The organism is Xanthomonas euroxanthea (genome assembly GCF_903989455.1).
Taxonomy (GTDB): Bacteria; Pseudomonadota; Gammaproteobacteria; order Xanthomonadales; family Xanthomonadaceae; genus Xanthomonas; species Xanthomonas euroxanthea.
Map to the genome: position 1 here is coordinate 4,372,074 of NZ_LR861803.1, position 12,532 is coordinate 4,384,605.

At 66.8% G+C, this 12,532-nt stretch carries 10 protein-coding genes; 6 read left to right on the forward strand and 4 right to left on the reverse strand.

Annotated elements, in window-relative coordinates; translation table 11 throughout:
* Positions 1 to 178: 178 nt before the first annotated feature.
* The 3 genes from H7A86_RS18260 to tsaD all read right to left on the reverse strand — a co-directional run bounded on the left by H7A86_RS18260 (position 179) and on the right by tsaD (position 4,086).
* Positions 179 to 2,350, reverse strand: a complete 2,172-nt coding sequence (locus H7A86_RS18260; protein ID WP_119131673.1) for a glycoside hydrolase family 3 N-terminal domain-containing protein — start codon at positions 2,348 to 2,350, stop codon at positions 179 to 181.
* A 231-nt stretch (positions 2,351 to 2,581) separates the two neighbouring features.
* On the reverse strand, positions 2,582 to 2,938 hold the full coding sequence (gene folB, locus H7A86_RS18265; protein WP_119131672.1) for a dihydroneopterin aldolase: 357 nt from the start codon (positions 2,936 to 2,938) through the stop codon (positions 2,582 to 2,584).
* A gap of 89 nt (positions 2,939 to 3,027) precedes the next feature.
* Entirely contained in the window at positions 3,028 to 4,086 is a 1,059-nt protein-coding gene (tsaD, locus tag H7A86_RS18270) for a tRNA (adenosine(37)-N6)-threonylcarbamoyltransferase complex transferase subunit TsaD (protein WP_119131671.1), read from the reverse strand.
* Positions 4,087 to 4,365: 279 nt separating this feature from the next.
* Here tsaD and rpsU point away from each other — a divergent pair, with 279 nt between their 5' ends.
* The 6 genes from rpsU to H7A86_RS18300 all read left to right on the forward strand — a co-directional run bounded on the left by rpsU (position 4,366) and on the right by H7A86_RS18300 (position 11,419).
* Entirely contained in the window at positions 4,366 to 4,581 is a 216-nt protein-coding gene (gene rpsU, locus H7A86_RS18275; RefSeq protein ID WP_002808376.1) for a 30S ribosomal protein S21, read from the forward strand.
* 250 nt (positions 4,582 to 4,831) lie between these two features.
* Positions 4,832 to 5,278: a GatB/YqeY domain-containing protein gene (locus H7A86_RS18280; RefSeq protein WP_119128052.1), complete on the forward strand. Its 447-nt coding sequence runs from the start codon at positions 4,832 to 4,834 to the stop codon at positions 5,276 to 5,278.
* Positions 5,279 to 5,526: 248 nt separating this feature from the next.
* Complete coding sequence (locus tag H7A86_RS18285; RefSeq protein WP_119131670.1) at positions 5,527 to 6,477, forward strand: YihY/virulence factor BrkB family protein; 951 nt, start codon at positions 5,527 to 5,529, stop codon at positions 6,475 to 6,477.
* A 111-nt stretch (positions 6,478 to 6,588) separates the two neighbouring features.
* On the forward strand, positions 6,589 to 8,337 hold the full coding sequence (gene dnaG / locus H7A86_RS18290; protein ID WP_104650013.1) for a DNA primase: 1,749 nt from the start codon (positions 6,589 to 6,591) through the stop codon (positions 8,335 to 8,337).
* A 227-nt stretch (positions 8,338 to 8,564) separates the two neighbouring features.
* Positions 8,565 to 9,569, forward strand: a complete 1,005-nt coding sequence (locus H7A86_RS18295) for a bile acid:sodium symporter family protein (RefSeq protein ID WP_180707938.1) — start codon at positions 8,565 to 8,567, stop codon at positions 9,567 to 9,569.
* A gap of 269 nt (positions 9,570 to 9,838) precedes the next feature.
* Positions 9,839 to 11,419 (forward strand): thioredoxin family protein, encoded by a 1,581-nt coding sequence (locus H7A86_RS18300; RefSeq protein WP_119131669.1) that lies wholly within the window; start codon positions 9,839 to 9,841, stop codon positions 11,417 to 11,419.
* Between the two features lie 216 nt (positions 11,420 to 11,635).
* Here H7A86_RS18300 and cyoE read toward each other — a convergent pair whose 3' ends face one another.
* Positions 11,636 to 12,532, reverse strand: a complete 897-nt coding sequence (gene cyoE / locus H7A86_RS18305; protein ID WP_104650010.1) for a heme o synthase — start codon at positions 12,530 to 12,532, stop codon at positions 11,636 to 11,638.

The following is a 12,532-nucleotide window of genomic DNA, read 5'->3' on the forward strand; positions in this document are numbered from 1 at the left end:
TGCATGTCGCGGCGCACGCAGAATCCACGCACCCGTGGCAACACCGATCGGTCACGCGCCTGCGTCACCCGTGACCCGATGACGGCGCGCCCTTAGGCCACGTCCGTCATCGTTTATCTGGTGCAATAGCCGCACGCGCTGCTTACTACGCAAGCGCGCGCACCACGCCCGGGTGTGCTCAGGCGTCCAGCAACTCGAACGTCACTGCCTCGCCACTCTTGGCCGATGCGCACACCCATACATCGAACACCCCCGGCTCGGCACCAAACACGTTCCTGTGATTGGTGAAGGCCAGCGCATCGCGCGCCAGGGTGAAGGTCACGTCCGCGCTTTCGCCGGGCTGCAACAACACCTTGCGGAAGCCCTTGAGTTCCCGCACCGGGCGCACCCGGCTGGCCACCCGATCGTGCACATACAGCTGCACCACTTCCTCGCCGGCCACGCGGCCGGTGTTGGTGACGCGCGTGGTGATGGTCAGCGTCTGGTCCCAGCCAAGCTGCGCGCTGCTCAATTGCGGCTGCGCATAGGCAAAGGTGGTGTAGCTCAGGCCATGGCCAAACGGATACAGCGGCTCGTTGGGCATCTCGCGCCAGCGCGCCTTGTACTCGGACAGCGTCGGCAGTTCCGGGCGACCGGTGCGCAGATGGTTGTAGAAATACGGCTGTTGCCCGGTCACCTGCGGAAAGCTGATCGGCAGACGCGCGGACGGGTTGTAGTCGCCGAACAACACATCGGCCACGCCGGTACCGGTCTGCGTGCCCAGGTACCAGGTCACTGCAATCGCATCGGCATCGCGCACTGCACCGCTCAGGGCCAGCGCGCGGCCATTGCGCAGCAACACCACCATCGGCGTGCCGGTGGCGGCGATGGCTTCGGCCAATGCCTGCTGCGCCGGCGGCAACACGATCTCGGTGCGCGACTGCGCCTCGCCACTGAACCGCTGCGGCTCGCCCAGCGCCAGCACCACCACGTCGGCGGCCTGCGCCGCATCGATGGCGGCGGAAATACCGCCCGGCAGCGCCTCTTCCAGGCCGCAGCCCGGCACCACCGTCAAATGCTCGCTGCCGACCACCGCACGCACGCCCTGCTCCAGGGTCACATAGCGGTCCTTGTCGCCGAACAGCGTCCAGCAACCCTCGATATTCTCGCGGTCCTGCACGAACGGCCCGATCAGCGCGATGCGCTGGCCGCTTTTCTTCAGCGGCAACAGGTCGCCGTCGTTCTTCAGCAACACGATCGAACGCCGCGCCGCATCGCGCGACAGCGCATCGTGTGCGGGCAGATGCGTGGTATCGGCTTCGCGTGCCGGATCCAGCGAACGGTACGGGTTGTCGAACAGCCCGATCGCTTCCTTCAGCTGCAGCATGCGGCGGACGCTGGCATCCAGCGTGGCCATCGGCACCTCGCCACTTTCCACCAGCGACGGCAGGTGCGCGGCATAGAAACCGCTCTGCATGCTCAGATCCAGGCCGGCCAGGAACGCCTTCTTGGTCGCATCGCGCTCATCGGCCGCATAGCCGTGCGCAATCAGTTCCATGTCGGCGGTGTAATCGGAAATCACCACGCCGGGGAACTGCCATTCACCGCGCAGGATCTCGGTCAGCAATTCGTGGTTGGCGCTGGCCGGCACGCCGTTGATGTCGTTGAACGAGGACATCACGGTCAATGCGCCGGCATCGAAGGCGGCCTTGAACGGCGGCAGGTGCACATCGCGCAGGGTCTGCGGTGCGATGTCCACGGTGTTGTATTCCATGCCCGCCGCCACCGCACCGTAGGCGGCGAAGTGCTTGGGCGTGGCCAGCAGGCAGTCGTCAGCCTTCAGATCGCTGCCCTGGAAGCCGCGCACGCGGGCGGCGGCAAACGCCGCGCCCAGCACCACGTCTTCGCCGGCGCCTTCCGCGCCACGGCCCCAGCGCTGGTCGCGCGCGATGTCCACGGCCGGTGCGTAGGTCCAGTGCAGGCCGGCGGCGGTCGCTTCGATCGCGGTGGCGCGCGCGGTGCGCTTGGCCAGTTCGGGTTCGAAGCTGGCCGCTTCGCCCAGCGGAATCGGGAACACCGTGCGCATGCCGTGGATCACATCCGCCGCCAGGATCACCGGGATGCCCAGGCGGCTTTCTTCCACCGCCACCTTCTGGATCTGTGCGCCCAGCGCAGCGCCGACGCCGTTGAACAGCGAGCCGACCCGACCCGCGCGCACCTGCTGCAGCACCTCGTCGGCGTTGAGCACGTTGGCTTCGGGATTCACGTCCGGTGCGAACGGCCGCACCATGTCGGCGAACACACCCAACTGTCCGACCTTCTCTTCGACGGTCATCTGGGCAATCAGGGTTTCGATACGATCAGCAGCCATGAGATCCTTGAGAAAACGTTTACATGGCCGTCAATTCTAGCCTGACGCGACCGCGAGGGGGCAAGTGTCAGGATTTGGAATGCGGGATCCGGGATTTGCAGGGGCCGGTTGAACCACGCGTTGGCGCGGTGGATCGGTCGCGTGGTGGTGGACCGCTGGTCCGGTGCCGAGTGGATCGCCGGGGCTCGGCAATGACTCGAAGGCGCCGCCCGATGCAGCACTCGGTGGCCGTCAGCGGGCCCGCTTGCGCTCGATGATCACCCCCACCGCCTGCGCGCCGCGCACCGCACCGGGCTTGCTCAGCTTCAACCGCAGCCAGTGCACGCCGAATTCGTCCAGCACGATCGCCGCGCAGCGCTCGGCCAGGGTTTCGACCAGCCCGAAGTCCGATGCCTGCACGAATTCGATCAGCCGCTTGCTTACCGCCTTGTAGTTCAAGGTATCGGCGATATCGTCGCTGGCGGCCGGAATGCGGTTGTCGAAGCCCATTTCCAGATCGAACCGCAGCGTCTGGCGGATGCGCCGCTCCCAGTCGTAGATGCCGATCAGCGCATCGATTTCCAGGCCTTCGATAAAAACTTTGTCCATAGGTGGGGAATCGGGAATGGGGATTAGGGAATGGTGAGAAGCACAAGCAACAACAAGGCAGCGCGAACGGAATCGAAATAGCGCTCTTACTATTCCCGATTCCCGATTCCCGATTCCCCCGCCGCCAGCGGCGGCAAGCCAGCCATATCCCAACGCGGCGTCACATGCACCGCCGCGTCGGCGCGCTCGCCGGCCTCCAGCCGCAGCGCGCCGGCGAAGGCGATCATCGCGCCGTTATCGGTGCACAGGGCCGGCCGCGGGAAGCACACCCGGCCACCGCGCCGCTGCGCCGCCTCCTGCAGGCGTGCACGCAGGCGCTTGTTGGCGCCGACGCCACCGGCCACCACCAGGGTGTTGCAATCGGCCGCATCCAGCGCGCGCAGGCATTTGATTGCCAGCGTCTCCACCACCGCATCCTCGAACCCGCGTGCGATATCCGCCCGCGTGGTGTCGGACTGGTCGCTGCCGCGCCAGGCCAGCAGCACCTGGGTCTTGAGCCCGCTGAAACTGAAATCCAGCCCGGGCCGGTCGGTCATCGGCCGGGCGAATTTGTAGCGCCCCGGGGTGCCGGTTTCGGCCAGGGCGGCCAGCTGCGGGCCACCCGGATACGGCAGGCCCATCATCTTGGCAGTCTTGTCGAAGGCCTCGCCGGCCGCATCGTCCAGCGTCTCGCCAAGCACGGCGTACTCGCCCAGCGCCTTCACCGACACCAACTGGGTGTGCCCGCCGGAGACCAGCAGCGCCACGAACGGCGGCTGCGGCGGGTCGTCTTCCATCAGCGGCGCCAGCAGATGGCCTTCCATGTGATGCACGCCGATCGCCGGCACGTCCAGCGCCCAGGCCAGCGATCGCGCCACGCCGGCACCGACAAGGAGTGCGCCGACCAGGCCCGGGCCGGCGGTATAGGCCACCCCATCGAGTTCATCGATCCCCAGTCCGGCCTCGTCCAGGGTCTGGCGGATCAGCGGCAGCAGCTTGCGCACATGGTCGCGACTGGCCAGCTCCGGCACCACCCCGCCGTATTCGGCATGCAGCGCGATCTGGCTGTAGACCGCATGGGCGCGCAGCGCCGGCACCCCGGACAGCGCGGTGTCGTAGACCGCCACACCGGTCTCATCGCATGATGATTCGATCCCAAGAACTTTCACGGCAACTCGGCAGGCAGGCACATGCGGCCTATTTTCGCAGCTTTTGCCCTGCGCAGATCGGCCAGGGGCGATCTGCTGCGCAGCCGGGCGATCGCCACCGATCCCGCGCCAGCGCAGGGTTTAGCAGGCCTGCACGCGCACATGCTGCCGGGGGCTTGCAGGCCGCCTGCAAGTCGTTATAATGCGCGGCTCGCCGGGGCAACCCGGAAATTCCGTCACGCGAGTCCGCTCGCACCCGCCCGGGGCTCCCGGACGGAAATCCCATTATCTGGAGAACCCATGCCCAGCGTTAAAGTCCGCGAGAACGAGCCCTTCGAATTTGCGCTCCGCCGTTTCAAGCGCACCTGCGAAAAGGCCGGCGTGCTGGCCGAAACCCGCAAGCGCGAGTTCTACGAAAAGCCGACCCAGGAGCGCAAGCGCAAGGCTGCCGCTGCTGTGAAGCGTCAGTTGCGTCGTTCCTCGCGCGACGTCACCAAGCGCCAGCGCTTGTACTGATCGAACGCGGTTCCCTGCCGAGGGGCATGCGCTGAAGGCGCGGCCCACCGGGTGGAACCCAAGAGCCGGCACGCGCAAGCGTCGCCGGCTTTTTGTATTGGTCCGATGCCAGGCGAGCGCTTCGCAACTGTCAAGGCGACCGGCAGTGCCCGCGGTCGTCCGCGCCGCTCAGGCCCCACTTCCTGCCGATGCACTGCGCCCGTCATGGCGCATCGGCACATCTGTCACACGCACTCCCAGGAGTTACACCATGCCCCTCAAGCAGCAACTCACCGATGACATGAAAGCCGCCATGAAATCCGGCGACAAGCACAGCCTGGGCGTGATCCGGCTGATCAATGCCGCGATCAAGCAGAAGGAAGTGGATGAGCGCATCGAGATGGACGATGCCGCCGTGATCGCGGTGCTCGACAAGATGGTCAAGCAGCGCAAGGACTCGGTCACCCAGTACGAAGCCGCCGCACGCGACGACCTAGCGCAGATCGAGCGCGAGGAGATCGTGGTGATCGAGCGCTACCTGCCGGCCAAGATGGGCGAAGCCGAGATCGTCGCTGCCATCCAGGCAGCCATCGCGCAGACCGGTGCCAGCAGCCCGGCCGATATCGGCAAGCTGATGGGCGCGCTCAAGCCCAAGCTGGCCGGTCAGGCCGACATGGGCCTGGTCTCCACGCTGGTCAAGCAGCATCTGGCAGGCTGAGTCTTCGCCTGCGCAGCGCCCTGTGCCCGATGGCCAGGGCGCTGCAACCAGCCGTCTGCGTGCGGCTAGTTGCAGCGCCGTTTCAACGGCGGCACACGCGCAACATCCAGCGCCCGCTTTCACCCGATCTTTGAACACGCCCTGTTAGAACACCTTCGCCAGCACAGGCCCGGGTGAAGCATTCCGCATGCCGGCTTCGCCTCACGACGCCTGCGCACACAACGGTATGCCCAAGGATTCCCACGCCGGTGACGAAGCTCTCAACCGAACACCTGCAAAAGCACCTGAGCCGCCTGCAGCGCAGCCTGCCGATGGCACTGCTCAATCGCTTTCTCGAGATCGACGTGATGACGCAGGCCGCGTCGCTGTCGTTCTACGCCTTGCTGTCGCTGGCACCGTTGCTGGTGCTGCTGCTGTGGCTGACCGCCTCGCTGTATCCGCCTGCACAGGAAGCGCTGGTGCAGCAGATCGCGCAACTGGCTGGCGGCAGCGCGGCGGAAGTGGCCGATACGGTGATCCGTAACGCCACCGATCAACCCGGCGTGGGTTCGCTGGCCGGACTGTGGAGCACGCTGCTGCTGTTCATCGGTGCCACGGCGGTGTTCGCGCAGTTGCAGAACGCCCTGAACCTGATCTTCCGCACCGACAAGCAGCGCCTGGAAGGGCTGATGGCGTGGCTGAAGAAGCGCGTGTTCTCCTTCGGCGTGATCCTGGCACTGGGCTTTTTGTTGATCGTGTCGATGATTGCCACCACCGCGTTGCAGGTCGTGTTCGCACGCTTGCCGTCGGTGCTGCCGGCGATCGGCTACATCACCACCCTGGCGCTGTATTCGCTCGCCTTCGCCTTCCTGTACCGCTATCTGCCCGACCGCACCGTCAACTGGCGGCAGGCCTTTGTCGGCGGCGTGATCACTGCGCTGCTGTTCGCGCTGGGTCGCTACGGCATCGGCCTGTACATCGCCAGGGCCGCCCCTGGCAGCGCATACGGATCGATGGGCACCCTGGTGATCCTGCTGGTGTGGATGTACTACGCCTCGGTGGTGTTCTTTGTCGGCGCCCTGCTGACCGCGGTGATCGACGAGCGCGTGCGCTCGCATCGCAAGCTGCGCGAGGCCGGCGTGGATACGGACAACCTGCCGCCGGTCGCTGCCGACCCAGGCGCCACGCCGCAGCCGCCGGCTGCCCCGACGCGCGGTTGATGGCGCCTGCAAAGCCTGCTGCCGCGTATACGCAGGCAGCGGGCTTCGCTTCGCTGAGGTCCGTCGCTCACTGACACCGGCGGGCGCCGGCGGCTGGGATATCCTAGCGGGATGGCCCGCATCCCCGACGCGTTCATCGACGAACTGCTTGCCCGCACCGACATCGTCGAGGTGGTGGGCGGCCGGGTGCCGCTCAAGCGTCAGGGCAAGGAATATTCGGCGCGCTGCCCGTTCCACGACGAGCGCTCGGCCTCGTTCACGGTCTCGCCGACCAAGCAGTTCTATCACTGCTTCGGCTGCGGCGCGCACGGCACCGCGATCAGCTTTCTGATGAATTACGACCGCCTCGAATTCCTCGACGCGGTCGACGAGCTGGCCAAGCGCGCCGGCATGGACATCCCGCGCGAGACCCAGCAACGCAGCCCGCAGCAGCAGGACGACAGCCGCGAGCTGTATTCGGCACTGGAAGCGGCGACCAAGTTCTTCCAGCGCCAGCTCGAGGGCAGCGAACGCGCGCGCGACTATCTGGACGGCCGCGGCGTGGATGCCGACAACCGCGCGCGCTTCCAGATCGGTTACGCCCCCGATGGCTACAGCGCGTTGAAGGACACGCTGGGCACCGATGCGCGCCGCATGAGCGTGCTCGAACGCGCCGGGCTGTTTTCCAAGAACGATCGCGGCCATGTCTACGACAAGTTCCGCGACCGGGTGATGTTCCCGATCTTCGACCGCCGCGGCCGCGTGATCGCCTTCGGCGGCCGCATCATGGGCGCGCCGGCAGATGGCCGCGACCCGGGGCCGAAGTACCTCAATTCGCCGGAAACCGCGCTGTTCCACAAGGGCCGCGAGTTGTACGGCCTGTGGCAGGTGCGCCAGGCCAATCAGAAGATCGAGCGGCTGATCGTGGTGGAAGGCTATATGGACGTGGTCTCGCTGTTCCAGTTCGGCGTCACCCAGGCGGTGGCCACGCTGGGCACCGCGACCACGCCAGAACATGCCGAGTTGTTGTTCCGCAACGCGCCGGATGTGTATTTCTGCTTCGACGGCGACAACGCCGGCCGCAAGGCGGGCTGGCGTGCACTGGAATCGGTGCTGCCGCGCATGAAGGACGGCCGCCAGGCGTTCTTCCTGTTCCTGCCCGACGGCGAGGACCCGGACACCATCGTGCGCAAGGAAGGCGCGCAGGCCTTCGACCAGCGATTGAAACAGGCCACGCCGCTGTCGCAATTCTTCTTCGACGAGATGTCGCGCGAGATCAATCTGCACACGCTCGATGGCAAGGCGCGTCTGGCCGAGCGCGCCAAGCCGATGCTGGCACAGATTCCCGAAGGTGCGTTCGGCGATCTGATGAAGCAGGAGCTGTCGCGCCTGACCGGCGTGGGCGCCACCAGCGCGACACAGGCGTCCGCACCGCAAGGACGGCCACCTGCACGCATGGGCGCGCCCACGCAAAAACGCAGCCTGGTACGCGCCTCGATCGCGATCCTGCTGCAGCGGCCGTCGCTGGCGATGAGCCTGGAGGGCGACCACGATTTTTCCGGCCTGCGCCTGCCCGGCATCGACCTGTTGATGGAACTGCTGGCGCTGGTGCGGCAACGCCCGGAAATCAGCACCGGCGCGCTGCTGGAGCACTTCGCCGAACGCGAAGAACTGGTGGCCCTGCAGAAACTGGCCGCCCAGGCACTGCCCGGCGACGAACACAGCTGGGCGATGGAGCTGCATGACGTGGTCGCGCAACTGGACAAGCAATTGCTGCGGCAGCGCCTGGACGAACTGCAGGACAAGCAGCGCGCGCAGGGCCTGGACGACACCGACAAGTACGAGCTGCGCGAATTGTTCAAGGCGCTCGCCGCGTTGTAGCGCGTGGGGGCAATCGGAGCAGACCACCTGTTGCCGACGTAGCCGGTCAGCCATGCAGGCACGCGCTCATGGCCGCCTGAACAAGATCCTGGCCATCGGGCCGAGCGCCGCGCTGACTGCTTCACTCCTGTCCCGGGTGTCGGCCGATGCCGGCGCGACCGACTCGCAGGCGGCACACGGGCCTCTACAATGGCACTCTGCAGACAGCTCCCCCCTCAATACGCACGATGATCAAACACTGGCTGGCGCGGCTGCGCATCGATCCATTCACCCTCGCGCTGCTGTGCACGGTCACGCTCGCCTCGTTCCTGCCGGTCTCGGGCACCGCCGCCGCGATCATGGACGATGTCACCGACGTGGCGATTGCTGCGCTGTTCTTCCTGCACGGCGCGCGCCTGTCGCGCGAGGCGGTCAAGGCCGGCGCGCTGCATTGGCGCCTGCATCTGCTGATCCTGGCCTGCACCTTCGTGCTGTTCCCACTGCTCGGGCTGTTGTTCAAACCGCTCGCGCATCTTGCACTGACACCGGAGCTGTATATCGGCGTGCTGTTCCTGTGCGCGCTGCCGTCCACGGTGCAATCGTCGATCGCCTTCACCTCGATGGCGCGCGGCAACGTGCCGGCAGCTGTCTGCGCCGCCTCGCTTTCCAGCCTGCTGGGGGTGTTCTTCACACCGTTGCTGATGGGCGCCCTGGTCGGCAGTCAGGGCGCGATGGCGCACCCGGCTGAGGCGATCGGCAAGATCCTGCTGCAGTTGCTGGTGCCGTTTCTGGCTGGCCATTTCATGCGCCCGTGGATCGGCGGCTGGGTCGAACGGCATCGCGCGGTGCTGCGTTATACCGACCAGAGCACCATCCTGCTGGTGGTCTACACCGCCTTCAGCGCATCGGTGAACGAAGGCCTGTGGCAGAAGACGCCGTTGCCGGCCTTGCTCGCGGTGCTCGGTGCGGCCGCGCTGTTGCTGGCGGTGGCGATGCTCTCGATCACCTTCATCGCGCGGCGCCTGCGCTTCAACCGCGCCGACGAGATCGCGATCGTCTTCTGCGGTTCGAAGAAGAGCCTGGCCACCGGCGTGCCGATGGCCAAGGTGATGTTTGCCGGCGGTGGCCTGGGCGCGATCGTGTTGCCGATCATGCTGTATCACCAGCTGCAGCTGATTGTCTGCGCCTTCGTGGCCGCGCGTTATGCACGCACCGCACCGGGCGAGACGCCGGCCGATGCCGGCGGGCATTGAACCTGACGGCCACGGCACGACGGTGGCCTGATCGGTGACACCCGGCGCCTCCCGCGCTGCGTGTCCTGCCCCAAAGGGCTGTTTGCCACCGGCGGGTTGCCTGCGCCGGGTTCGCCAGGCCGCTACGCCCGGCGCGACACCGGTTCGCGCTGCGTGTCGTTGCGGGTTGTAAGCAGATATACAACGGTCATGACGCACTCCGCCGCTGGCACGGTGCCGCTCGCTAGAGTGTTCGATCCACCTGCCTGCCACGCCCATCGGTGATTGCCATGACGCTGCCGTTCCGACGCCCTGCCCCGCCCCTGATTGCGCTGCTGGCGGTACTGGCCACGCTCACCGCCTGCAACAAGCCCGCCACGCCGGCCGCCCCCGCGCAGACCGGGGCAGCGACCACACCGGCGCCCGCGTCCAGCATTGCCTGGCGCGAGGGCGATGTCGACGATGCCTTCGCCGAGGCCAGGGAAAGCGGCAAGCCGATCCTGTTGTACTGGGGTGCGGCCTGGTGCCCGCCCTGCAATCGCCTGAAAGCCACCTTGTTCAAGGACCCTACCTTCATCGCCCGCACCCAGCAATTCGTGGCGGTGCATCTGGATGGCGATTCGGAGGGCGCGCAGGCCTGGGGCGAGCGCTTCGGCATCAAGGGCTATCCGACCATCATCGTGCTGCGTCCGGATCGCAGCGAGATCACCCGCCTGGCCGGCAATGCCGACAACGCGCGTCTGGCCGATGTCTTGCGCGTGGCCGCCAAGAGCACCAGCACCGTCAGGCAAGTGCTCGACACCGCATTGCAGCGCCCGCAGCAACTCAGCGCGGACGACTGGGCCGTGCTCGGCAACTACGCCTGGGGCACCGACGACCGGCTGGTCAAGCCGGAGCAGGCCGTCGATGTGCTCACGCGCCTGTCCAGGTCGGCGCCGCAACCGGCCCTGCAACGCAGCTTCGCCCTGGCAGCGATTACTGCAGCCAAGCACCCACCGGCCGCCAGCGCGGCGTCGCGCAGCTTGCTGGAAGCGGTGCTGGCCGACCCGGCAGAGGTGCGTGCCAATCTCGGCACGCTGAGCTACATGCCCGCACGGCTGGTCGCCGCTGCCAGCAGCGATGCCGGCGAGCGCACCACCTTGTCCAACGCGCTGAATCTGGCGCTGGACAAGATCTATGCCGACCCCGCATTGCCGATCGCCGACCGGCTCGGCACCGCGTACGCACGGATCCAGCTGGCCCGCCTGGCGCAAGGTCAGCCCACCGAGACCGAGGCCAAGGGCGCGCAACCGCCGCTGCCCAAGACCGTGGTCGACACCGTGCAGCAACGCGTGCAATGGGCCACCGACACCGCCAGGACCGATGAGGAACGCCAGTCCACCGTCAGCACCGCCGCAGCGTTGCTCGGCGAGGTGGGCGACCGCAGCGGCGCCGAACAGTTGCTGCTGGCCGAGTTGACGCGCAGCAAGACGCCTTACTACTACATGCCCGAACTGGCCGACCTGGCCGAACAACGCGGCGATAAGAAGACCGCGCTGTCCTGGCTCAGGAAGGCGTACGAAAGCGCGCAAGGGCCGGCCACCCGCGTGCAGTGGGGCGTGATGTACGTGGATGGGCTGATCCGGCTCAGCCCGGACGACACCGCCGGCATCGAAGCCGCTGCCACGCAGGTGATCGGCGAACTGGCCGGGCAACCCGATGGCTACCGCCAACGTACCCGGCAGCGCTTTGCCACGCTGGGCGCTGCCTTGAAGACCTGGAGCAAGCAGCATCACCAGGACGGCAATGCGGTGCTGGCGCGCCTGCAGCAGAAGATGCAGAGCAGCTGCGGCAGCAAGAACACCGGCGAATGTGCCAGCTGGTTGGGCTGAGCCGGCATGGCGGCGCAGCCATCCGCACCGCGAGTGTGGCCACGCTGACACCATCGCAGCGGCGGTTTGGCGTTGGCCGCCGGATGCCCGACCACGCGCGCACCCGGCGGCTATGAGCGAGATGGGCCGGTTGCAGCCGCCGGCCAGCTCACTCCGCCAACAGCCTGGCAGGTCTACCGATGGCTGTTGGCGGTGGCGGGCTTCACTGCGCTGCCGCTAGCGCACCCACGGCAACAGCAGGTGATCCGCCATCAGGAACGCGAACAGCGCCATCAGATACACGATGGAGTAGCCGAACATCTTCATCGAGAACAGCTCGTCCGGCGGGTCGAGCATGCGCCAGGCGTACCAGAGGAACACCACGTTGAGCACCACCGCGCCGCCCAGGTAGAACAGCCCGCTCATGCCCACCGCCACCGGCAACAGGGTTACGATCGCCAGCAGCACCGTGTACACCAGGATCTGCTTGCGCGTATGCGGCACACCGTGGGTGACCGGCAGCATCGGGATCGCCGCCTTGGCGTAATCGGCACGCCGGAAGATCGCCAGCGCCCAGAAATGCGGCGGCGTCCAGATGAAGATGATCAGCACCAGCAGCGAGGCATTGATCCAGTCGGCGCTGGTCGGCAAGCCGGTCACTGCGGCCCAGCCCAGCATCGGCGGCGTGGCGCCTGCCAGGCCCCCGATCACGATGTTCTGCGAGGTCGCCCGCTTCAGGTACACGGTGTAGATCACCGCGTAACCGATCAGCGACGCAAACGTCAGCACCGCGGTGATCACATTCACCCAGACCACCAGGATGGTCATGGAGATCACGATCAGCACGCTGGCAAACAGCAGCACCTGCCACGGCCGCACCTTGCCCACCACCAGCGGCCGCCATGAGGTGCGTGCCATCTGCGCGTCGATCTTGGCATCCAGCAACTGGTTGATCGCCGCCGCAGCCGATGCCGCCAGCCAGATGCCCAGAAAGCCCAATGCACCGGTGCGCACCTGCAGCCACGTCGGGACATCCGGGATGGCCAGGAACATGCCCACCAGCGCGGTGAACACGATCAGTGCCACCACCTTGGGTTTGGTCAGATCCCAGTAGTCGCGTGCGCTGACGGCCAT

Excerpts from the sequence above, each read along its gene's own strand:
- rpsU (WP_002808376.1), top strand. The coding sequence starts at position 4,366 with ATGCCCAGCGTTAAAGTCCGCGAGAACGAGCCCTTCGAATTTGCGCTC.
- cyoE (WP_104650010.1), bottom strand. The coding sequence starts at position 12,532 with ATGGCCGTCAGCGCACGCGACTACTGGGATCTGACCAAACCCAAGGTG.
- folB (WP_119131672.1), bottom strand. The coding sequence starts at position 2,938 with ATGGACAAAGTTTTTATCGAAGGCCTGGAAATCGATGCGCTGATCGGC.
- H7A86_RS18300 (WP_119131669.1), top strand. The coding sequence starts at position 9,839 with ATGACGCTGCCGTTCCGACGCCCTGCCCCGCCCCTGATTGCGCTGCTG.
- H7A86_RS18280 (WP_119128052.1), top strand. The coding sequence starts at position 4,832 with ATGCCCCTCAAGCAGCAACTCACCGATGACATGAAAGCCGCCATGAAA.
- H7A86_RS18260 (WP_119131673.1), bottom strand. The coding sequence starts at position 2,350 with ATGGCTGCTGATCGTATCGAAACCCTGATTGCCCAGATGACCGTCGAA.
- dnaG (WP_104650013.1), top strand. The coding sequence starts at position 6,589 with ATGGCCCGCATCCCCGACGCGTTCATCGACGAACTGCTTGCCCGCACC.
- H7A86_RS18295 (WP_180707938.1), top strand. The coding sequence starts at position 8,565 with ATGATCAAACACTGGCTGGCGCGGCTGCGCATCGATCCATTCACCCTC.